The organism is Bradyrhizobium sp. SZCCHNR1017, from assembly GCF_032381375.1.
Classification (GTDB): domain Bacteria; phylum Pseudomonadota; class Alphaproteobacteria; order Rhizobiales; family Xanthobacteraceae; genus Bradyrhizobium.
The window spans coordinates 321,451-343,782 of the sequence record NZ_JAUHIR010000005.1 but is presented as its reverse complement, the minus strand read 5'-3'; the positions used below and the strand labels follow the sequence as shown (position 1 = coordinate 343,782).

19 protein-coding genes are annotated in these 22,332 nt (G+C 64.8%); 8 read left to right on the top strand and 11 right to left on the bottom strand.

What is annotated here, in order from left to right:
* Positions 1–6: 6 nt before the first annotated feature.
* The 5 genes from QW863_RS16070 to QW863_RS16050 form a co-directional block, all read right to left on the bottom strand.
* Positions 7–1,221, bottom strand: a complete 1,215-nt coding sequence (locus QW863_RS16070) for an NAD(P)/FAD-dependent oxidoreductase (RefSeq protein ID WP_409977925.1) — start codon at positions 1,219–1,221, stop codon at positions 7–9.
* A 5-nt stretch (positions 1,222–1,226) separates the two neighbouring features.
* Positions 1,227–1,652, bottom strand: a complete 426-nt coding sequence (locus QW863_RS16065; protein ID WP_315715731.1) for a globin family protein — start codon at positions 1,650–1,652, stop codon at positions 1,227–1,229.
* Between the two features lie 82 nt (positions 1,653–1,734).
* Entirely contained in the window at positions 1,735–2,529 is a 795-nt protein-coding gene (locus QW863_RS16060) for an ABC transporter ATP-binding protein (protein ID WP_315715819.1), read from the bottom strand.
* 9 nt (positions 2,530–2,538) lie between these two features.
* A complete protein-coding gene (gene ntrB / locus QW863_RS16055; protein WP_315715730.1) occupies positions 2,539–3,447 on the bottom strand; it encodes a nitrate ABC transporter permease in 909 nt (302 codons plus the stop codon).
* 64 nt (positions 3,448–3,511) lie between these two features.
* A complete protein-coding gene (locus QW863_RS16050; RefSeq protein WP_315715729.1) occupies positions 3,512–4,828 on the bottom strand; it encodes a CmpA/NrtA family ABC transporter substrate-binding protein in 1,317 nt (438 codons plus the stop codon).
* A gap of 679 nt (positions 4,829–5,507) precedes the next feature.
* Here QW863_RS16050 and QW863_RS16045 point away from each other — a divergent pair.
* Both QW863_RS16045 and QW863_RS16040 read left to right on the top strand, forming a co-directional pair.
* The gene (locus QW863_RS16045) at positions 5,508–6,341 is read left to right on the top strand and encodes a formate/nitrite transporter family protein (RefSeq protein ID WP_315767986.1); all 834 of its coding nucleotides are present in this window, start codon (positions 5,508–5,510) and stop codon (positions 6,339–6,341) included.
* Between the two features lie 69 nt (positions 6,342–6,410).
* Complete coding sequence (locus tag QW863_RS16040; RefSeq protein WP_315715727.1) at positions 6,411–8,141, top strand: bifunctional protein-serine/threonine kinase/phosphatase; 1,731 nt, start codon at positions 6,411–6,413, stop codon at positions 8,139–8,141.
* A 20-nt stretch (positions 8,142–8,161) separates the two neighbouring features.
* Here the strand turns inward: QW863_RS16040 and QW863_RS16035 are convergent, their stop codons facing one another.
* Positions 8,162–9,076, bottom strand: coding sequence for a dioxygenase (locus QW863_RS16035; RefSeq protein ID WP_315715726.1), 915 nt, complete (start codon positions 9,074–9,076; stop codon positions 8,162–8,164).
* 149 nt (positions 9,077–9,225) lie between these two features.
* Here QW863_RS16035 and QW863_RS16030 point away from each other — a divergent pair, with 149 nt between their 5' ends.
* Together QW863_RS16030 and QW863_RS16025 are read left to right on the top strand one after the other, a co-directional pair.
* Positions 9,226–10,500 (top strand): serine hydrolase domain-containing protein, encoded by a 1,275-nt coding sequence (locus QW863_RS16030; protein WP_315715725.1) that lies wholly within the window; start codon positions 9,226–9,228, stop codon positions 10,498–10,500.
* A gap of 242 nt (positions 10,501–10,742) precedes the next feature.
* The gene (locus tag QW863_RS16025; protein WP_315715724.1) at positions 10,743–12,260 is read left to right on the top strand and encodes a sensor histidine kinase; all 1,518 of its coding nucleotides are present in this window, start codon (positions 10,743–10,745) and stop codon (positions 12,258–12,260) included.
* A gap of 6 nt (positions 12,261–12,266) precedes the next feature.
* On the opposite strand, the gene QW863_RS16020 is transcribed toward QW863_RS16025, so the two are convergent.
* Positions 12,267–13,001, bottom strand: a complete 735-nt coding sequence (locus QW863_RS16020) for a cytochrome c biogenesis CcdA family protein (protein ID WP_315715723.1) — start codon at positions 12,999–13,001, stop codon at positions 12,267–12,269.
* Between the two features lie 304 nt (positions 13,002–13,305).
* Positions 13,306–13,551, bottom strand: a complete 246-nt coding sequence (locus QW863_RS16015; RefSeq protein WP_315715818.1) for a hypothetical protein — start codon at positions 13,549–13,551, stop codon at positions 13,306–13,308.
* Between the two features lie 515 nt (positions 13,552–14,066).
* Here QW863_RS16015 and QW863_RS16010 point away from each other — a divergent pair.
* The 3 genes from QW863_RS16010 to QW863_RS16000 all read left to right on the top strand — a co-directional run bounded on the left by QW863_RS16010 (position 14,067) and on the right by QW863_RS16000 (position 16,951).
* Positions 14,067–15,287 carry a LysR family transcriptional regulator gene (locus QW863_RS16010; protein WP_315715722.1) on the top strand — a complete coding sequence of 407 codons (1,221 nt, stop codon included), beginning with the start codon at positions 14,067–14,069 and terminating at the stop codon, positions 15,285–15,287.
* A 7-nt stretch (positions 15,288–15,294) separates the two neighbouring features.
* The gene (locus QW863_RS16005) at positions 15,295–15,690 is read left to right on the top strand and encodes a helix-turn-helix domain-containing protein (protein WP_015668220.1); all 396 of its coding nucleotides are present in this window, start codon (positions 15,295–15,297) and stop codon (positions 15,688–15,690) included.
* Between the two features lie 439 nt (positions 15,691–16,129).
* The gene (locus tag QW863_RS16000; RefSeq protein ID WP_315715720.1) at positions 16,130–16,951 is read left to right on the top strand and encodes an enoyl-CoA hydratase; all 822 of its coding nucleotides are present in this window, start codon (positions 16,130–16,132) and stop codon (positions 16,949–16,951) included.
* On the opposite strand, the gene QW863_RS15995 is transcribed toward QW863_RS16000, so the two are convergent.
* The 3 genes from QW863_RS15995 to QW863_RS15985 all read right to left on the bottom strand — a co-directional run bounded on the left by QW863_RS15995 (position 16,948) and on the right by QW863_RS15985 (position 20,557).
* The gene (locus tag QW863_RS15995) at positions 16,948–18,027 is read right to left on the bottom strand and encodes an isocitrate/isopropylmalate dehydrogenase family protein (protein WP_315715719.1); all 1,080 of its coding nucleotides are present in this window, start codon (positions 18,025–18,027) and stop codon (positions 16,948–16,950) included. The two genes, QW863_RS16000 and QW863_RS15995, sit on opposite strands and share 4 nt — an antisense overlap.
* A 164-nt stretch (positions 18,028–18,191) precedes the next feature.
* Positions 18,192–19,259, bottom strand: coding sequence for an alcohol dehydrogenase (locus tag QW863_RS15990; RefSeq protein ID WP_315715718.1), 1,068 nt, complete (start codon positions 19,257–19,259; stop codon positions 18,192–18,194).
* A gap of 230 nt (positions 19,260–19,489) precedes the next feature.
* The gene (locus tag QW863_RS15985; protein WP_409977934.1) at positions 19,490–20,557 is read right to left on the bottom strand and encodes a CaiB/BaiF CoA transferase family protein; all 1,068 of its coding nucleotides are present in this window, start codon (positions 20,555–20,557) and stop codon (positions 19,490–19,492) included.
* Between the two features lie 339 nt (positions 20,558–20,896).
* On the opposite strand from QW863_RS15985, the gene glgA reads away from it, so the two are divergent.
* The gene (glgA, locus tag QW863_RS15980; protein WP_315715717.1) at positions 20,897–22,312 is read left to right on the top strand and encodes a glycogen synthase GlgA; all 1,416 of its coding nucleotides are present in this window, start codon (positions 20,897–20,899) and stop codon (positions 22,310–22,312) included.
* Positions 22,313–22,332: the final 20 nt, after the last annotated feature.

The following is a 22,332-nucleotide window of genomic DNA, read 5'->3' as shown; positions in this document are numbered from 1 at the left end:
CCCTTCTCACGCTGCCTGCGGCCGCGCCCCCGCGCGGCCGAACATCATCGCTGTCCGGATCGCTGCGACCGGTTCGCGGCTCCGGATCAGGTCGCGATACCACAACGCGTCCTGAGTCTCACCGATCAGCACGGCGCCGGTGAGGCGTCCCTCGGCGATGACGAGCTTCTTGTAGATGCCCCGCCTGGCGTCGTTGAGCACGATCGCCTCGCTGCCCTCGGCGCCCATGAAGTCGCCGGCCGAGAACACCGACACACCCGACACCTTCAGATTGGTCGAGACGACACTGCCGCCATAGGCCGCCTGGCGGCCGGCGAGATGCCGCGCCAGCACCCGCGCCTGCTCATAAGCAGGTTCGACCAGCCCATAACAAGTGCCACGGTGCTCGGCGCATTCGCCGAGCGCGAAAATGCCGGGCGCCGAGGTCTGCATCGCGTCGTCGACGACGATGCCGCGATTGACCGCGAGCCCCGCCTCCTTCGCCAGTGTCACATTCGGCCGGATGCCGGCCGCGAAGACCACGGCGTCGGTGGCAAGGCGCCGCCCATCGGCCAGCTCGACTCCTTCGACGCGACCATCGCCATGGATGGCCGCGGTGCTGGCATTGAGCAGAACCTCGATGCCCTTGCGCGCCACCAGCGACTTGAGCAACGCGGCGGCCGGCGCATCGAGCTGCCGCTCCATCAGCCGGTCCATCAGATGCAACAGCGTCACCCTGGCGCCGGCACGCGCCAGGCCATAGGCCGCTTCCAGCCCGAGCAGCCCGCCGCCGACGACCACCACGCACCCCTTCTTCGCCGCCAGCGCCAGAAGCACGTCCGTGTCCCGGCTGTCGCGGAATGTGTGCACACCCGGCAGATCGGCGCCCGGCACCGGCAGCCGCAGCGGCAGCGAGCCGGTGGCGAGGACCAGGCGCGAGAACGCCACGTTCTCGTCGTTCTCGATCCGCAGTTCGCGACGGCCGACATCGATGGCGGTGACGCGCGCACCGTATTTCAACGTTACCCCGCGCTCGCGCCACCAGGCCGCCGGCTTGAGCTCGATCTCGTGGGACGCGGCCTCGCCGGCCAGCACCGACGACAGCAGCACGCGGTTGTAGGCGAGCCGCGGCTCCTCGCCGATGACGGCGATCGCGTAGCGGCCGAGCGCAGTCTGCGACAATTCCTCGACCAGCTTTGCGGCAGCCATGCCGTTGCCGACGATGACGAGCGGTTCACTCAAAGCGCCTACTCCGCCGCCTGCGCCTTGCCATGGGCTTCCGCGATCATGTAGCCGGACAGCGTGCCGTAGGCCGCGGTCCAGGCATCGGCGACATCGGGCGTCCAGCCGTCGCCAAGTCCCTTCTCGAGGGTCCACAGCAGCGCGGCGCCGACCACCGGATAGTGCTCCGGCTTGGCGCCGTAATCGACGTGGCGCTTGGCGAGCGCGCTTGCCGCCGGCAGGATCGCGGGCAGATTCGTCAATCCATTGACGACGACCGCCAAGGTCGCCATCAGCTTCTTGCGCTGCTCGGTGAGATCGTCGGGAAACATCGCGCGCACCTGCGGCGCGACCTCGAACAGCCGATCGTAGAAGATGGTCGCGGCCTGATCGGAGATCGGCGCGACCCTGGCAAAGCTATTCTGAACCAATGCGATCTGAGACGGCGTCATGGGAAATCCTTATGATGGAAACGAGAACCCGTTAGTTGCCCGACGCGGAGAGCGGTTCGATGCGCTCTCCGCTTTCCAATCGTCACGCCGCCTCGACGTAGCGATGCCGCTCATACAGGAACTCCAGCACGCGCTGGCGACACTTGACGTAGGTGGCGTTGGTCGCCAGCTCGAGCCGCTTGCGCGGCCGCGGCAGGGCGACCTCGAGCACCTCGCCGATATGCGCGCTCGGGCCGTTGGTCATCATCACGATGCGGTCGGACAGCAGCACCGCCTCGTCGACATCGTGCGTGATCATCAGGATGGTATTGCCGAGCTTCTGGTGCAGCGCCATCACCGAGTCCTGCAGATGCGCCCGCGTCAGCGCGTCGAGCGCGCCGAACGGCTCGTCGAGCAGCAGCACTTTCGGCTCCATGGCGAGCGCACGGGCAATGCCGACGCGCTGCTTCATGCCGCCGGAGACCTCGTTGGGCCGCTTGTCCTTGGCATGGGCCATCTGCACCAGGTTCAGATTGTGCATGGTCCAGGCGTCGCGCTCGGCGCGGGTCTTGGTCTTGGCGAACACCTTGTCGACGCCGAGCCGCACGTTCTCGTAGACCGTCAGCCAGGGCAGCAGGCTGTGGTTCTGGAACACCACGGCGCGGTCGGGTCCCGGCGAATTGACTTCGCGCTCCTCCAGCAGCACGCCGCCGGTCGTGGCCGTGGTGAGCCCCGCAACGATGTTGAGCATCGTCGACTTGCCGCAGCCGGAATGGCCGATGATCGAGACGTATTCGCCCTTGTTGATCGAGAGGTTGATGTCCTTCAGCACTTCGGTGGTGGCGGTGCCGCGGGTGAAGGTCTTGTCGACGTGGTCGAGCTTCAGATAGGCCATGATCTCTACCTCTCAATTCGTCGCGGTGCCGCGGGTGACGATCTTGCCGACGACCGCAATCAGGCGGTCGAGCACGAAGCCGATGATGCCGACATAGAACAGCGCCAGGATGATCTCGCTGATATGCGAGGAATTCCACGCGTCCCAGATGAAGAAACCGATGCCGACGCCGCCGATCAGCATCTCGGCCGCGACGATCGCGAGCCACGACAGGCCGATGCCGATGCGCAGGCCGGTGAAGATGTAGGGCGCGGCCGCCGGAATCATGATCTTGGCGAAGAACTCCAGCGGATTGAGCTGCACCACCGCGGCGACGTTGCGATAGTCCTGCGGAATGTTGCGGATGCCGACCGCGGTGTTGATGATGATCGGCCATACCGAGGTGATGAAGATGACGAAGATCGCCGACGGCTGGCCGTCGCGGAACGCCGCCAGCGACAGCGGCAGCCAGGCGAGCGGCGGGATCGTGCGCAGCACCTGGAAGATCGGATCGAGGCCGCGCATGGCCCACACCGACTGGCCGATCAGCGTGCCGACACCGACGCCGACGACGGCAGCAATCGCGTAGCCGAAGGCGACGCGGCGCAGGCTGGCCTCGAGATGCCAGAACAGTCCCTTGTCGATGCCGCCATGATCGAAGAACGGATCGAAGATCAGCTCGCGGGTATCGCTGAACACCCGGGAGGGCGGCGGCAGCGCCGAGCCGGCCCGGCGGCAGACCAGCTCCCAAATCAGCAGGAACAGCGCCAGCACGATCAACGGCGGCACCACGCGCACCGCGGCCTCGCGGGCCATCTTTCCATAGCGTTCGGCTTTCGGCGCCTGCTTGGGCGTCATGGTCACGATGGACGCCGAGGTGGACGCCGCCGCGGTCGGCACGACCTGGGGAGCGCTATCGTTGGTCAACGCTGGCATGGACATCGGAAATCTTTCTCCGTGCAATGAGAGAGGCCGCGCGCCTTGCGCGCGCAGCGGGAGGTCCTGATCAGGCGTCGACGCGCTTGATCGACAGCGACTTCAGGTAGGCGGCGGGATCTTCCGGATCGAACACCTTGCCGTCGAAGAAGGTCTCCTTGCCGCGCGACTTGGAGGTCGGAATCTCGGCGGCTGCGACGTTCATCTCCTTGGCGGCCTCGCGCCAGATGTCCTCGCGGTTGACCTTGGCGATCAGCGACTTGGCGTCGAAGCCAGCCTCATACTTGCCCCACCGGATGTCCTCGGTGATGAACCAGAGATCGTGGCTCTGGAATGGATAGGACGCGAAGTCGCGCCAATACTTCATGATGTGCGGCGAGTTGTCGACGACCTTGCCGGTACCGTAGTCGAACTTGCCGGCCGTGCGTCCGGCGACGTCCTCGACCGGGCAATTCATCCACTGCCGCTTGGCCATGATGGTCGCAAGCTCCTGCTTGTTCTCCATCTTGTCGGCCCACTGCTGCGCTTCCATCACCGCCATCGTCAACGCTTTCGCGGCCTTCGGATATTTGTCGACAAAGGCGGCGCGCATCGCGAAGGATTTTTCGGGATGCTTGTTCCAGATCTCGCCCGTCGTGACGGCGGTGTAGCCGATACCCTGGTTGACGAGCTGCGCATTCCACGGCTCGCCGACGCAGAAGCAGTCCATGGTGCCGACCTTCATGTTGGCCACCATCTGCGGCGGCGGCACCACGATGGTCTCGATGTCCTTGTCGGGATCGATGCCGCCGGCGGCGAGCCAGTAGCGGATCCAGAGATCGTGGGTGCCGCCCGGGAAGGTCATCGCGGCCTTCACGGACTTGCCGGAGGCCTTCTTCTTCTCCAGCGCGGCTTTGAACGGCGCGGTATCGAGGCCGAGCTTGAGGTCCGCATATTCCTTGCCGACCGAGATGCACTGCGCATCGAGATTGAGCCGCGCCAGAATGTACATCGGCGTCGGCTGGTTGTTCTGCGTCACCTTGCCCGAGGAGATCAGGTACGGCATCGGGGTCAGGATGTGCGCGCCGTCGATGCCGTTGCCTTCAGAGCCGAGCACGAGATTGTCGCGCGTGGTGCCCCACGAGGCCTGCTTCTGTACGTCGACGTCGGGCATGCCGTATTTGGCGAAGATGCCCTTGTCCTTGGCCACGAACAGCGGACCGGCATCGCTGAGCGCGATGAAGCCGAGCTTGGCGCTGGCGACTTCCGGCCCCGCCCCCTGGGCGAACGCTCCGCCCGGCAAGTTCAGCTTCGCGGCTGCTAGCAGCGCAGCCGTGCCGGCGCCCGCCTTGAGAAGCTGACGACGGCTGAAGCCGTTGCGGCGAGCAGGATTGGCAGTCTTCGTCATGAGTGCTGTCGTCCTTTGTCTGAAGAGCGCTCGATGGGTGAAAAGGCCGTCCGTTGCGGGTCGCTGCGCCACGCACGAAGGCGCGTGTTCCGAGGTGGCCTCGGAAGGGGCAGCGTCACGATTCGGATGAGGATTGCGCGGACGGCATCGATGGCGTCGCGAATGCTCTTTCAAGCTTCGTGCCAACGCATCAATTTTGAATTTACAAGTAAATTCAATCGTTTAACTGCACACAGCAAATCCATCAGAGGCAGAAGGCCGCATCCAAAATTTGCGATTCGCCCACTTTGTGTGCGCCGCACACAAAGTGGGCATGGCGCGATTGTTCCATGAGCACCAGGGCAGCAAATCAGCCCTTTCAAGCAGCCGCGGCCCGGACGTCCAAACGTAATCGATTGAAATCGATGATCTTTTGATTGGCGTCAAAATTGGCACAGGCATTGCTTCGACGCCTACAAGTCAACGATGACTGCGGTTCGCCGGACTGTCGAGGCCGATGGCGCCTGATCTCCGGGACGGACGCGCGCTCGCGACCGGGGTCACCTCGGCGCGGTCGTCGTGACGCCCTTCCCCGCATTCGACATCCGATCCGCCTGCCCGTGGCGATGTCCCGCGAGAGCCAGAACCTCTCGCAAGGCAGCGCGCAATCTATTCCCGAGAGCAAACAAAGGACGTTTGAATGTCGTACCTCGCGCCTTCAGAATTCGTGACCAAGATGGTGGACGCAGGCGAGTCCAAGATCTTCATGTCGACCCGGGACACCGTCATCCGCGCCTACATGGCTGGCGCGATCCTGGCGCTCGCGGCCTGGTTTGCCGTCACCATCAATGTGAACACAGGCCAGCCGATCATCGGCGCGCTGTTGTTTCCGGTCGGCTTCTGCATGCTCTATTTGCTGGGCTTCGATCTGCTGACCGGCGTGTTCGTGCTGTCGCCGCTGGCGCTCATCGACAAGCGTCCGGGCGTGACCCTCGCGGGCGTGCTGCGCAACTGGGGCCTCGTCTTCATCGGCAATTTCGCCGGAGCACTGACCGTTGCCTTCATGATGGCATTCGTGACCACGTTCGGCTTCACGCAGGAGCCGGACAAGGTCGGCGCTGTCATCGGCAATATCGGTGAAGGCAGGACGCTCGGCTACGCGGCGCATGGCACGGCCGGCATGGCGACGCTGTTCATCCGCGGCATGCTGTGCAACTGGATGGTCTCCACCGGCGTGGTCGGCGCGATGATCTCGACGACGGTCCCGGGCAAGGTGCTGGCGATGTGGATGCCGATCCTGGTGTTCTTCTACATGGTGTTCGAGCATTCGGTGGTGAACATGTTCCTGTTTCCGTCGGGGCTGATGCTCCATGCGAAGTTCTCGATCATGGACTACCTGATCTGGAACGAGATCCCGACCGTGCTCGGCAATCTCGTCGGCGGTCTCTCGTTCACCGGCCTGACGCTCTATGCCACTCACATCAGGACGCAGCCGAAGCGTGATGCCAAGATCGCAGCCCGCGTCGCGGCCTGATTTCCGTCTCCCTTGGAGAGCCCGGCTTCAGTTAAGGTCGGACTCTCCTCAAATCGCTCGATAGCCCAAATGCCATTGCGGATCACCATCGGAGCGCATTCCGACAAAGGGCAGAAGCCGGGCAACCAGGACTTCCACGGCGCACTGATTCCCGATGAGCCGGCGCTCAGCCTGAAGGGCATCGCGATCGCCATCGCGGACGGGATCAGCAGCAGCGAGGTCAGCCACATTGCGAGCGAGTCGGCGGTCAAGAGCTTCCTGACCGACTATTATTGTACGCCGGATGCCTGGTCGGTGAAGACCTCGGCGCGACGCGTGATCGCCGCGGCCAACTCCTGGCTCTACGCCCAGACCAGAGCCAGCCAATACGCCTATGACCGCGACAAGGGTTACGTCTGCACGCTCAGCGCGGTGGTGATCAAGGCGGCCACGGCGCATCTCTTCCATATCGGCGATTGTCGCATCTATCGCCCCGCAGGCCATTCGCTCGAACAGCTCACCGACGATCATCGCGTCATCATCTCGTCGCAGCAGAGCTATCTGGGGCGTGCGCTCGGGGTCAATCCCGAGGTCGAAATCGACTATCAGGCCATTCGGATCGAGCGCGGCGACATCTTCGTGCTCGCGACCGACGGCGTTCACGAACACGTGGGCAAGCGTTTTGTCGCCAACGTGTTGAAAGAGAATTCCCACGACCTCGACCAGGCGGCCCGTATCATCGTCGCTGAGGCGCTGGCGCAGGGCAGCGCGGACAATCTCACGATCCAGATCGTGCGGATCGACGAACTCGGTGCCGGCGATGCCGCCGAGATTCCGGTCCAGGCCGAGCAGCTGCCGCCGGCGCCGGTGCTGGACGCGCGGATGATCTTCGAGGGCTACCGGATCGTGCGCGAGATCCACGCCAGCAGCCGCAGCCACATCTATCTGGCCGTCGACGTCGAGACGGAGCTCGCCGTCGCCCTCAAGGTGCCTTCGATCGACCTGCGCGGCGACCCGGCCTATCTCAAACGGTTCCTGATGGAAGACTGGATTGCGCGGCGGATCGACAACCCGCACGTGCTGAAGGCCTTCCCATCGACGCGTCGCCGCGATCATCTCTACGTCGTCACCGAATTCGTCGAAGGCCAGACCCTGGCGCAATGGATGATCGACCATCCCAAAGCCGATCTCGATGCCGTCAGAGACATCATCGAGCAGATCGCCAGGGGGCTGCAGGCGCTGCATCGCAAGGAAGTGCTGCACCAGGATCTGCGGCCTGCAAACATCATGATCGACCGGACCGGGACGGTGAAGATCATCGATTTCGGATCGGTGCGCGTCAGCGGCGTGGTCGAGGCCGATCCGGCTGCCGACCACGACAGCATCCTCGGCACCCAGCAGTATACGGCGCCGGAATATTTTCTCGGCGAGGGCGGCTCCGAATGGTCCGACCAGTTCTCGCTCGGCGTGATCGCCTACCAGATGCTGACGGGCCGGCTGCCCTACGGCGCGCAGATGGCACGTGCACGAACCCGGGCGCAGTTTCGCAAGGTGCTTTATCACCCGGCCTCCGGCGATGACCAAACCGTCCCGCTCTGGATCGATGGCGCACTCCGGCGCGCCGTCCATCCCGTCGCCGCCAAACGTTACGAGAGCCTCTCGGAATTCGTCTTCGACCTTCGGCACCCCAATCCCGCCTATATCGGCGGCGGCCGGACGCCCCTGATCGAGCGCAATCCGCTGCTGTTCTGGAAGGCGACGACTGCGCTGCTCGCGATCGCAGTGATCATCCTGCTCGCGGCTCGCCACGGCGGCTGGTAGGCGGACCTGCCGGCTGCGGATCAGGCGGGTTCAGGCGCGATCGCGCCAAGCGGCCTCGGCGCCACGCCCGCTCCCGGCTTCATGCGGAAATCGTAGGTCATCAAGTGCCATGGCCCGATGGCCAGCTTGCCGTCCGGCATCACAGCGTCGCTGCGCCGCTCGACCTGGGCGATGAGCTCGTCCTTGACGCCAAAGACGACGTCGCTGTCGAGATATTCGTCGCCGCCGACGAAGACATGGGTGATGAGCGGCTCGTAGCCCTTGGCGTCCACCAGGAAATGCACATGGGCCGGGCGCATCGGATGACGCTTGGTCTCGAGGATCATCCGTCCCACCGGACCGTCGGTCGGGATCGGATAGCTGCAGGGCAGGATGGTGCGGAAGAAAAAGCGGCCATCCGCATCGGTGATGAAGCGCGCCCGCGACGACGGACCATCGCTTTCATAGGACGGCCGCTGCGAATCGTAGAAGCCCTCGTCGTCGGCATGCCAGACATCGACCGCGGCGCCTGCCAGCGGGGCACCCGCCAGATCGGTCACCCGTCCCTGGACGAACATCTTCTCGCCCTTGAGATCCGCCGAGATGTCGGTGCCGTGGGGCGTCACCTTGTGCTCGCCGACGTAGAACGGGCCGAGTACGGTCGTCTCCGTCGCCCCTGCCCGGTCGCGATGATTGATGGCGTCGACCAGCATCGACACGCCGAGCACGTCGGACAGCAGGATGAACTCCTGCCGGCTTGCGGTGCAGGTCTGTCCGGTGCGGGTGAGAAAGTCGATGGCGGCGGCCCATTCGTCGAAAGTGAGCTCCGTCCGGCGCACATAATCGTGCAGCGACTTCACCAATTCCTGCAGCAGGAATTTCGCGCGCGGATCGGGTGTCCGTTCGAGGCTCGCGACGACGGCCTCCGTGAGCTCGCCTTCATTGAATTGTGTCATTGCCAATTCCTCCCGGCGCAAAGGGTACACGACGCATGCCTGGCCTGCCATTGGACGCGGCGCGATTTTCGGCTATCACCCGGAACAAACGGGATGCGCGGCCGATCCTCGCGCAGGCCGCCAGAAACCGATCATAGCGGAGACGCCCGATGCTCGCCCCGACACCCGCCTCGCCCGAAACCGTCGGCATGTCGAAAGCCGCGCTCGATCGCATCGATGCCCATCTGCGGCAGCGCTATGTCGAGGCCGGCCGCTTTCCCGGGACGCAGTTGATGGTCTATCGCCGCGGCAAGATCGTGCATGCGAGCTCGCTCGGCTATGCCGACGTCGAGCGCAAGGTCCCGGTCAGGGACGACACGATCTACCGCATCTATTCGATGACCAAGCCGATCACCTCGGTCGCCTTCATGATGCTGGTCGAGGAAGGCAAGGTCGCGCTCGACGAGCCGGTCGCGAAATACATTCCGGAGTGGAAGAATCTCGGCGTGTTCGTCGCCGGCACCGCGCCGGCCTTTGTCAGCCGGCCGCCGTCGCGGCCGATGCTGATCGTCGACCTGCTGCGCCACACCTCCGGCCTGACCTACGGCTTCCAGCAGCGATCGAACGTCGATGCCGCCTATCGCGACGCCAAGATCGGCGCAGTCGAAAAGGCGGGAACGCTGCAGTCGATGATCGATGATCTCTCGCGTATTCCGCTCGAATTCTCGCCGGGCGAGGCCTGGAACTACTCGGTCTCGACCGACGTGGTCGGCTATCTCGTCGGCAAGATCGCCGACCAGCCGTTCGAGCAAGTCCTGAAGCAGCGCATCTTCGATCCGCTCGGCATGAGCGACACCGATTTCCACGTGCCCGCGGCGAAGGCGCACCGGCTGGCGGCGTGCTACTCGGCCGATGCCGGCGGCGCCTTGTCGTTCCACGCCGCCGATCGCAAGGGCGGCCTGACCTTGCAGGACGACCCGGCGACCAGCTCGTTCCTGAGCCCGCCCGACTTCATCTCCGGCGGCGGCGGCCTGTGCTCGACCACGGCCGACTATCTGACGTTCTGCCGCGCATTGCTCAATGGCGGCGAGCTCGGCGGCGTCAGGCTGCTCGGACCGAAGACGCTGAAGCTGATGACCTCGAACCATCTGCCGGGCGGCGTCGACCTGCCGGCGCTGTCGCGCTCGATGTTCGCGGAAGCAGCCTATAACGGGATCGGCTTCGGTCTCGGCTTCTCGGTGACGATGGATCCGGCCAAGACGTTGATTCCCGGCAGCGCCGGCGAATATGCCTGGGGCGGTGCGGCCTCCACGGCGTTCTGGATCGACCCGGCCGAGGAGCTGATCACGATCTTCATGACCCAGGTCTTGCCGTCGAGCGCCTACCCGATCCGCCGCGAGCTGCGCACGATGGTGTACGCGGCGATCACCGAAAGCAACGTCTAGGAGCGGCGTCGTGGCGGTAAAGCCGCTCAGGGAACCGGCGATCCCCGCGCGTTGCGCTTGGCGTGCACGCGGTGCTCTCTTATGCTGACAGTCATGTGAACGGCTGCAACCGCCGAGCCCTTGCGGAGGCAGCCGCTCCAGCCTGATATGCGCTCGCCGCACAAATTCGCCTCCGCCCGACGCGTCTCCCGCCTGCGTCAGTCCCAACGGCGATCAGCAGCGCCAGCTCAAACGGGGCATCCGTGCCAAAACTCTCCCTGCCGATCCGGCTTGCTCTTCTGGTCGCAGGGACCACACTGCCGCTCATCCTGTTCGCAGGCGGAATCGTCTTGCACAGCTACATGCAGGATCGCAGCGACGCCCGTCAGCGCGTGCTGGAGACGGTGCGCAGCATCCGGCTGACGCTCGATGCCGAAATGCAGCGCATGACTGGCGGCGTTCAGGTCCTGGCGCTGACCGATGCCCTGACCACCGGCGATTTCGAACGCTTCCGGCCGATCGCGACGGGCTTCCTCGAGCAGTACGGCAAGAACGGCACGATCGTGGTCGCCGACCGCAACGGACGCCAGCTGTTCTCGTCGGCGACGACGGATACGGCTCACCTGCCGACGCGCAACAACCGCGAGATCACCCGCCGCGTGTTCGAGACCCGGCAGCCGCAATATTCCGACCTGTTCTACGGCGTCGTGAAGAAGAGCCTGATCGTCACCGTCGAGGTGCCCGTCTTTCGCGACGGCGAGGTCGTCTATGACATCTCGTTCAGCCCGCCGATCGAGATGTTCCAGACCATCCTGGAAAAGCAGCGGCCGAATCCGGACTGGACCTTGTCGCTGCTCGACCGCCAGGCGACCGTCTTCGCACGCGTGCCAAATCCGGCGGAGACGATAGGCAAGCAGGCCTCGCCCTCGGTGTTTGATCGCATGCGCAGCGAGCAGGAGGCGACGCTGTCGAGCGTATCGCTCGAGGGCGTGCCGCTGCTGTCGAGCTTCACCCATTCCACCCTCACCGGATGGACCATCGGCGCCGGCATCGCCGAGGATTCGCTGGTTGCGCCGTTGTGGCGCAACCTCGCCGTCACCAGCCTGCTCGGCGGCATCATGCTGGCGATCGGTCTGGCCTTCGCGGTGCGGATGGCGACGACGATCGCGCGCGCCGAGATGCTGCACGACCTGCTGATCGAGGAGCTCAATCACCGGGTCAAGAACACGCTGGCGATCCTGCAGGCGATCGCGGTGCAGACCTTCCGCAGCGCCAGCCGCCTTGAGCGTGAGAAGTTCGAGGGCCGGCTCGGCGCGCTCGCCGAGGCGCATAATCTGCTCAGCAAGGAGAAATGGCAGGGTTCTGAGCTGCAGGACGTGATCGAGCGCGTGCTCAAGCCCTACCGCCTCAACACGCCCGACCGCATCAGGATCTCCGGCCCGAAGGTGGCGCTGTCGCCGCGGCTCGCCGTCGTGCTGTCGATGATCGTGCATGAGATCGCAACCAACGCCGCCAAATATGGTGCGTTCTCCAACGACACCGGCACGGTCGATCTGTCCTGGGAGCTGGCGAACGCGGCCGACGCGGCGAAGAAGCTGCCGGCACGGCTGCGGCTGGTGTGGCAGGAAACCGGCGGCCCGGTGGTCTCGGCGCCGATCCAGCGCGGCTTCGGCTCCCGCCTGATCGAGCGCAGCGCGCGCGATCAGCTCGGCGGCGAGGCCACGGTCGACTTCCTGCCGCCGGGCGTGGTCTACACCATCACCTGCAAGCTCGACGATTGAGCCGCGTCAGCCGAACCTCTGCAGCGCCGGGAACGTCTCGAGCAGCCAGATGCTGAAGGTCGAGACCGCGCCAGTGAGAAAGCCGATGCCGGTGGCGATCATCAGCACGCCCATCGCGCGCTCGATGTTCACGAGATGGCCACGCATGCGGATGAACAGCGCCGAGAACTGTTCGATCATGAACGCCGCGACCAGGAACGGAATGCCGAGGCCGGCGGAATAGACGGCAAGAAGCCCGGCCCCCTTGGCGACCGTCGTCTCCGCAGCTGCGATCGAGAGGATCGCCGCCAGGATCGGCCCGATGCACGGCGTCCAGCCGAAGGCGAAGGCGAGCCCCATGACATAGGCGCCCCACAGGCCGACCGGCTTGGGGATCGGCAGCCGCCCTTCGCGCATCAGGAACGAGATCCGCGTCAGGCCGAGGAAGTGCAGGCCCATCACGATGATGACGACGCCGGCGAGGATGGACAACTGCTCCGACCAGGCCCGGATCAGGCCGCCGATCAGCGAGGCGCTCGCCCCCAGCATCACGAACACGGTGGAGAAGCCCAGCACGAACAGTGCGGCCGAGATCATCACGGCGCGACGCGACGCGGCCGGAGGCTCGTCGCTCTCGATGTGCTCGATCGTGGCGCCGGTGAGATAGATCAAATACGGAGGAACCAGCGGTAGCACGCAGGGCGAAAGAAAACTGACCAAGCCAGCAATGAACGCGGCCGGAATCGATACGTTCTGGATCATGCGAGTCCCGCGATACGCCCCTCCAGGCGCAAGCCGGGGCACGACGCTTCTTGCCGCCGATGCGGGGAATACGCAACAGACGTGCCGAAGTTACGGCGGTCAACGATGATCACGGCCTGCGGGCTTTCGCCAGGATAGAGCCCGACGCCCCCGGATCGGGGCCTCATTGGCGAAGTCCCCCGCCCCGATAGGGAGTGTCGCCTCGCTTCAACCGGCTCGTCTGCGAGCCGGCGCGCGCCTCACCGTGGGATCACGACATATCACAAATGCGCCAAATGCACCCTTGTGCACACACCGAACTGTGCTATTTCACCACTCGAAGCAACGGTGGCCGGCGCTGACCTAGCTGCAGCTTCGCATCGCGCAGCTTGTCGGGATTGTCGGCTTGAACCATCTCATCGCAAAGCGATTTCAGATCGTCCTCGCTCAGACGGTTCAGCTTCATGCGCAGGTCGAGGATGGCAACCGAGACCAAATGCGCCGATTCGCGATTGCCCGTCGCCGCGAGCATGGCGCGGCACTGCTCGAGGGACGCAAGCACTGCAAGCATTTGTTCGTCTGAATTGGCCACAGGCGTCGTTTCCGTTCTAGTAGCGTGCGACGAGATGGAGCCGAGCAACTCCCGACTCGCGGATGGCTTCCAAATACGTCATGTCGTTGCTCCCCTGCGCTTTGCCGATGCGGCTCAGCCGAGCCATGCACCTACCCCCTGGGACGGCACGACGGCGTCCTGGCATGACGCAGGGTGAAGAGACATCACCGCTCCCCGGCATTCGATGAATTAGCGCCACGATCCGTTCATCACGATAGCATGACAACGGCCCATCTTCGAATACCATTTCATTGCGGTCGAGGCAAAAACCGTCGATCTTAGGTTCGACTCGCGTTAAGCGTGTCCCTGTCCTACATGATGTGTCAGACCGCGCATCTGCTGGCAGTAAGACCATGCTGCAGAGAACTGAAGGTGGCAGACTCATCGACCCTCGATCGCTCAACCAAATCATGGCACGAACGTGCCCTGCCCGTAATTTATCGGAATCACTCTAGCAGGCGGAGAGAGCTTGTATGCGCGTTGCGGCGGAACGGGGCGTTCCTCAGAAGGAACGCCGGGAACTAGCCGAGACCCCTGCGACGCTGGCACCAGGGGAGCACGGCGGCTCGTCTGCTGGGGCAGGATCGAGCATTGAACTGAGCCGAGAGAGTGGCGGCGCCAAGGGCGCAACGGCGAGCAAGCCGGCAAGAACTGCGACGGGCCGGGCCGCCCCGGCCAAGTCGACCGTGAGCAAATCGGCGCAGGCAAGCCTCACCGACTGGGATGCAGCGCGGATATTCCTCGAGGTTGTCAGGGCCGGCAGCTTTCGCTCCGCGGCCGAGCGGCTGACGCTCTCGATCAATGCCGTACGGCGACGCATCGATGATTTCGAGCGGCAGATCGGTGCGACGCTGTTCACGCGCGATGTCCACGGCGCTCGGCTGACCGACGAAGGCGCGCTGGTGGTCTCCGCCGTCGAGCACATGGAGGCCGCGTCATTCGAGTTGCTGCGCGCGGGCGATGGTCTCGCCGGCGCTGCGTCGGGCGAGGTCCGGGTCGCGGTGACCGAGGGGCTCGGCACGTTCTGGCTGGCGCCCCGGCTGGTCGAATTTCAGCAGAGCTTTCCCAACGTCATGGTCGATCTCTATTGCGCGATGCGCTCGGCCGACGTGTCGCGTCACGAGGCCGACGTCGCCATCCACCTCTCCCGGCCGGCGGCGCTCGACGTCAAGCTGGTCCGGCTTGGCCGCATGCACCTGATGTGCTTTGCGAGCGAGAAATATTTGGAGATATTTGGCATCCCAAAGACGATTGACGATCTCGTCAAACACCGCTTGGTTCTGCAGGTGGCGGACGAAGCCGCCGCCAATGCCGCCTTCGCCACCATCTTCCCCGGTTTCGAACAGCGGGACCTGATCGCGATGACCACCAATGTCTCGAGCGCCAATTACTGGGCCGTGGCGCACGGCGCCGGCATCGGGGTCTTCCCAACCTATGCGAGTGCCCTGGGCGGGAAGATCATACCACTGGAGGTTGACCTCAAGTGGTCCTACGACATCTGGCTGTCTTATCATGCCACCACCGGACGCATCCCTAGGGTGCGTCACATGATCGACTGGCTGGTCGAGGCTTTTAACCCTGGCAAATACCCGTGGTTTAAAGACGAATTCATTCATCCACAGCAACTTAAAACAGTATATATGGGTGAACCCCTGACCCATCTATTCGGGGGCTTTCCGATGGAAGGACGGTAAAATCAGTATGAACAAATCAGCGGCAAAGAAAATGAAGCAGCGCAGTGCGGGCAAGCCCGACATCGAGCTCGGCAAGCGGATTCGCCTGCGGCGTGTAGAGCAGAAGATCTCGCAGGCCGAGCTCGGCGAGAAGCTCGGCGTGAGCTTCCAGCAGGTCCAGAAGTACGAGAAGGGCGTCAACCGGGTCGGCGCTGCGCGTCTGCAGCAGATCGCCACCGCGCTCGACGTGCCTGTGACGTTCTTCTACGACGGCGACAGCAAGGCGCGCGAGGTCGAGAGCCTCCTGTTCCTGGACTCAGCCTTCAGCCTGCGGTTGCTGCGCGCCTACAGCAAGATCAAGGACCAGACCGTGCAACGTCAGCTGGTATCCTTGATGGAATCGATCGCAGCGAACGAAGAATAGGCAAGGCTGTCTGATCCGTCAGACAGGTCTGCCCGTGATGGATATGGGCCATCTTCGCTCGAGGGCGCAACTTGGGGGCGCCAGGCGCTCTGCCAGCTCGGGCGAGTTCACTGCCTCGGCTCAAGGCCGAGCGATCGGCGCGGCCGACACACCGGCCCTTCTCGTCCGCACAGCGATCGCTGCGCGGTCTGAGGCTTCGTCGCTTTTATAATCTCGTGCTCTCTGCCGTCATAGGAAGTGGCGGCATGCCGGCGTTTCGGTTCCGTCCGGCCGACGCTGATCATGAACGCTGCGCGTCCTCTCCTGGGCCACCCGTGCACAGGTCGAGAGCTCGGCCCGAACGTCCCTTTGCCTGCCCATCATGTCCTGAACTTGCATTGACGCCGTCACCGGCGCGGTGAACGATGCCGGCCGCCTGCCCTCCTGCGGACGGACCCACATGCCGACTATCTCCGAGCTCCCCACCACCTTCGCCGGGGACAAGATCCTCATGACCAGAGCGGGCGATGGCGTCGGCATCATCACCTTCAACAACCCGGACAAGCGCAATGCGATGTCGCTGGAGATGTGGGAGGGGCTTGGCCAGGCACTGGTCGCGCTGCGCGACGATGACGCGATCCGGGTCGTGGTGCTGACCGGCGCCGGCGGCAAGGCCTTCGTGTCCGGCGCCGACATCAGCCAGTTCGAGCAGAGCCGCCACAATGCCGCGGCCTCGGAGGCCTATGCCGAGCGAAGCGCCGCCCAGCGGGCGCTGCTCGCCGGCTACCCGAAGCCGACGATCGCCTGCATCAGCGGCTTCTGCCTCGGCGGCGGCCTGCAGATCGCGATGCTGACCGACATGCGCTTCGCCGCCGCGGACAGCCAGTTCGGCATCCCCGCCGCCAGGCTCGGCATCGCCTATGGCTATGACGGCCTGCGCAACCTGGTGTCACTGGTCGGCCCGTCGCAGGCGCGGCTGCTGCTCTATACGGGCCTGCGGATCGATGCCGCGGAGGCGCTGCGGATCGGCCTCGTCGACCGGATGATGAGCAACGACGAACTGCTGCCGGCCACGCTGGAGATCGCCCGCACCATTGCCGTCAATGCGCCGCTGGCGGTCAAGGCCGCCAAGATCACCATCGCCGAGGTGCTGAAGGACGAAAGCCGCCGCGACATGGAAGCCATCAAGCGGATCGGCGACATCTGCATGGATTCGGAGGATTTCCGCGAGGGCCGCCGCGCCTTCATGGAGAAGCGCAAGCCAGCCTTCAAGGGACTTTAGAGCGCCTCCAGCACCGCCCTGGTCACGTCGATCGTGCCGGCATTGCCACCGAACTCGAATGGCTTGAGGCCGGATGCGTAGACCTGGTCGACGGCCTGCTCGATCCGCTGGGCCGCCTCGGCTGCCCCCTCGATGCCATGGGTGTCCGCCAGCCAGTCCAGCATCATCGCGGCCGACAGGATCATCGCGGTCGGGTTGGCCTTGCCCTGCCCCATGATGTCGGGCGCGGTGCCGTGGCAGGGCTGGAACACGGCGTGGCGATCGCCGATGTCGGCCGACGGCGCCATGCCCATGCCGCCGACGAGACCGGCGGCGAGATCGGACAGGATATCGCCGAACATGTTCTCGGTGACCAGAACGTCGAAATCCCACGGGCGCTTCACCAGCATGAGCGCGCAAGCATCGATGTAGAGGCGGTCCGTCTTCACGTCCGGATGAAGTTGAGCGACCTCGTCGAAGATCTTACGGAAGTAGGCGAAGGCCTTGAAGACGTTGGCCTTGTCGACGCAGGCTAAAGTCCCCGAGCGGCCGCGCGCGCGGCGCCGGGCGGCGAGCTTGAAGGAGAAGTTGAACAGCCGCTCGGATGTCTTGCGGGTGATGACGAGGGTCTCGCGCGCCTCCTCATGCGTCACGACACCTTTGCCCATCGAAGCGAACAGGCCTTCGGTGGACTCGCGGATCACGACGAAGTCGATGCCGCGCTCGGCGGCGCCGACGATCGGACTCGGCACGCCCGGGATCAGCCGCGCCGGCCGCACGCCGGCATAAAGGTCGAAATGGAAGCGCAGCTCGATCTGCGGCGCGATCTCGGTGTTGTCGGGATAGCGCACCGACGGCAGCCCGCAGGCGCCAAGCAGGATCGCGTCCGCCTCTTCGCACAGCCGGATCGTGGAGTCGGCGATCGAGACGCCGGTCGCGAGATAGTTGTTCGCGCCGGCCTGGGCCTCGGTGAACCGGAACGACAGGCCGGCCTTGGCCTCGACCTTGCGCAGCACTTCGAGTGCCGGCGCCATGACTTCAGGACCGATGCCGTCGCCGGGGAGGACTGCGATGTGGAGTGCGTTGGTGGAGGGCATGCTTTTTTCTTCGTCACACGAGGGATTTAGCGCCGTCATTGCGAGCGAAGCGACTTGTCCGCCTTAGCCCGAAGGGCGACGGCGGAAGCAATCCAGGGCCCAGGTTGAGACTCTGGATTGCTTCGTCGCTTCGCTCCTCGCAATGACGATGGAGAGGGTGTGTCCTACGGCGTCAGCACGGCGCGGCCGACCAGCTGACCCTTCTGCAGCTCACGCAGGGCATCGTTGGCCTTGGCGAGCGGCATCGGCGTCACCGGGATCGGCGCGATGTGCTTGGCGCGGACGAGGTCGAGCAGCTCCTTTGTCTCGCGGAGATTGCCGACATAGCTGCCCTGGATCGTCACCGCCTTGATCGGAATGAGCGGCAGCGCCCACGGCGCGCCGCCGCCGAACAGGCCGACGATGACCAGCTTGCCGCCCTTGGTGAGGCAGTCGAAGCCCAGCTGCGCGGTGGCGGCATTGCCGACCAGGTCGATGACGGCCCGGATCGGCTCGCCTGCGGCCTTGTTCAGTTGCTCCAGCGCATCCGGCGCCTTGCCGTCGACCGCCGCCAGCGCGCCGGCCGCCAGCGCCGCCTCGCGCTTGCGCGCGTCGATATCGACCACGATCGCACCCTTGCCGCCCATTGCCTTCAACAGCGACAGCGCCATCAGCCCGAGGCCGCCGGCGCCGAAGATCACGATCGGCGTGTCGAAATCCTTCTCGACCTTCTTGAGCGCGCTGTAGGTCGTGACACCGGAGCAGGCGTAAGGCGCGGTCGTCACCGGATCGAGCCCCTTGAGATCGATCAGGTGGCGCGGATGCGGCACCGTCATGTGGTCGGCATAGCCGCCGTCGCAATAGACGCCGAGCGAGGCCGGCTTCAGGCACATGTTCTCGTCGCCGGCGAGACAAGTCGCGCACTTGCCGCAGCCGATCCAGGGATAGACCAGCACGACGTCGCCGACCTTCAGCCCGCCCTTCTCCGCCTCGGTGACCTCCGGCCCGAACGCCACGATCTCACCGGCGCTCTCATGGCCCATGGTCCGCGGCAGCGACACGCCGCGATCCTTGAGGGACAGCGGTTTGCGGCCGTGCCCGAGATCATAGCCGCCTTCCCAGATGTGCAGATCGCTGTGGCAGACGCCGGCCGCCTTCACCTTGATCAGCACCTGTTTGCCGAATGGTTGCGGTGTCGGCTCGTCGACCTCGGTCAGCGGCGCATTGAAATCGGTGACCTTGAAGCTCTTCATGGTTTCACTCCCGTAGTCCGGTGCGGGCGCGACCGGTGGCGCATCGACGGGACGAGCGGCGAGGCTGCGCGCGGCAACGTCGCCTTGGACCTCCTCCCCGGCATGAGCGCGTCCGGCTGGTCCGGACTGTTCTTGCGATATCGCGACATTGGCTGGAAACGCGAGGAGCGGCAAGGCTGCGCGCAGCGCCTGCGGTCATGGCAGCCCTGCAGCGTTTTGCCTCAGCGAGCTCAAGGTTTTGCAGCGTCGCCTACGCCAGCCCCCCGCAGGATTTCCACGGTGTGCTCTCCGAGGCTTGCGGCCCGCGGGCCGGCCGCAACCTTCGCTTCCGACATCCGAAACGGCAGGTTGACGACCTTGAAGCTGCCGGCTGCATCCTCCACATCGGCCAGCGCGCCGCGATGCGCGATCTGCGGATCAGCCAGCGCATCGGCCACGCTGCGGTAGGCCGAACTTGGCACGCCGCCCGCATTCAATGCCTCCAGGCATTGGGCGACGGTGAGCCGGCGCGACCAGGCTTCCACGCCATCCATCAGCGCCCCCCAGTTTGCCCGCCGGTCGGAATATTTTGCGAATCTGGGATCATCGACCCAGTCCGGATGGCCGATCGCGGTCATCAGGTTCTGGAACGTCTTCTCGCTGGCGATGGCGATCATCACATAGCCGTCGCGACACTCCGCCGGGCCGAAGGTCGGCCGCGACGGCTGCGCGACGGGAAATTGCGACCATTGGATCTCGTTCAGTGTCAGGCTCAGCATCGATTCCAGCATCGAGCAGTCGATGTGCTGGCCGCGCCCGTTGCGTTCGCGCTGATACAGAGCGGAGGCGATGGCGCCGAACGCGTAGGTCCCGGTGACGACGTCGGCATGGTAGATGCCGCAATAATCGGGTCGGCTGCGCCCCGGCTGGTAGGCGAGATGCGCCATGTCGTAGCCCGAAGCCGCATGGATCACCGGGGCGTAGGCCGGGAGTTCCGCCGATGGGCCAGTCTGGCCGTAGCCCGAGATCGAGCAGTAGATCAGCCGCGGATTCAGCGCGCTCAAGGCCGCATAGTCCAGCCCGAGCCGCTGCATCACTCCAGGGCGGAAGTTCTCAACCAGGATATCGGCCGATGCGACCAGCCGACGCACCGCGGCGACACCGTCGCGCGACTTGAGGTCGAGCACGACGCTCTTCTTGCCGACGTTGAGCTGACCGAAAGCGGTAGAGCAGCCATGACGCATCGGAGGCCGGGTGCGCATGGTTTCACCTTCGACTGACTCGATCTTGATCACCTCCGCTCCCATATCGGCAAGCATGCGGGCACAGTGCGGGCCGGCGATGGTGGTCGAGAAGTCGAGGACGCGCAGTCCCTCGAAACATCCTGTCAAACGGCTCTCATCGTTTCCCACTAGACTCACCCTGGCAGCTCCCTGGTTTGAACTCTTCTCGCTCGGCACCGAGGCCGAAGGTCCGCTTTGCCGTCGCGGATTCACAAAGCGTAAGCCATCGATCGTTGTGCAGGTCGTTTCTAGATCGAACCATTCGATGTCGAAAGCGTTTGGCGTCCCGCCGCGGTGCGGCAGCGCCTTTCTTCATGACTGAATTTGGACCTTTTCTTGCATAGGACGAACATGGGGCTTGATCGAGGACATCTCTTGCGGGTTCTGTTCGTTACGACCGAAATGGACGATTTCGTCCGGGTGGGCGGACTGGCTGCCGTTTCGGCGGCACTTCCCCGGGCGCTGCGCTCACACACCGATGTCAGGATCATGCTGCCCGGCTACCGGGACGTGATCGAGCAACTCACTCACATCGAGATCGTCGGCCACTGCGCGCCCCTGGCAGAGATGCCGGGCTGCGCCCTGGGGCGGTCGTCGACCCGCGACGGCCTGCCGGTCTACGTCCTGCTCTGCGACGAGCTCTACGACCGGCCGGGCAACCCCTATGGCGACGAAAGCGGGCAGGACTGGGCGGACAACGACATCCGCTTCGGCCGTCTCGCCGCCGCCGCCGCCGAGTTGGCGGCGGGCACGCTGGACAAGAACTGGGCAGCCGATCTGGTCCACGCCAATGATTGGCAGGCCGCATTGGTGCCGGCCTATCTGGCGTGGCGCGGGGTCGACGTACCGTCGATCCTGACCATCCACAACCTCGCCTATCAGGGCCTGTTCCCGCGCGAGTCGCTGCGCCGGATCGGCGCCCCCGAATCCTCGTTCCACATCGACGGTCTGGAGTTCTACGACAAACTGTCCTTTCTCAAGGGCGGTCTGATCTATGCGTCGCATCTCACCACGGTCAGCTCGACCTATGCCCAGGAGATCACGACGCCCGAGCTCGGCTGCGGGCTGGAGGGCCTGCTCCGGCAGCGCTCCAATGCCGATGAGCTGACCGGCATTCTCAACGGCATCGACGAGAGCTGGGATCCCCGCTACTGCCAGCAGCTGGCGCAGCCCTTCGCCGCGGGCGACTGGAAGGGCAAGAAGGCCAACGCCGACTACGTCCGCAAGCAGTTCGGCCTCGCCGTGTCGCGCGGTCCGATGTTCGGCATCGTCGCGCGCCTCGTCCATCAGAAAGGCATCGACCTGGTGCTGGAAGCCGCCGATGAGATCGTCGGCGCCGGCGGCCAGATCGTGGTCACCGGCACCGGCGAGCCCGCCATCGAGCGCGCGCTGATGGAGGCCCACCGCCGCCGGCCGGACGCGATCGGGGTCGCCATCGGCTTCAACGATGCACAGGCGCGGCGCATCTTCGCCGGCAGCGACTTCACCCTGATGCCGTCGCGCTTCGAGCCATGCGGCCTGAGCCAGATGTATGCCCAGCGCTTCGGCTCGCTGCCGATCGGCCACCAGACCGGCGGCCTCGCCGAGACCATCACAGATGGCGAGACCGGATTCCTGTTCGAGAAGCCGTCGGCGGAATCCTTCCTCGGCGGGGTTAAGCGCGCGTTTTCGGCGTTCACCAGCACCGAACGGCTGAACGAGATGCGGCTGTCGGCGATGGCACGCTCATTCAGCTGGAACCTGTCGGCCGCCTGCTACAACGCACTGTACCGGAAGATGCTGGCGTCGTAGCCCGCTTGAAAGGCTGGCTT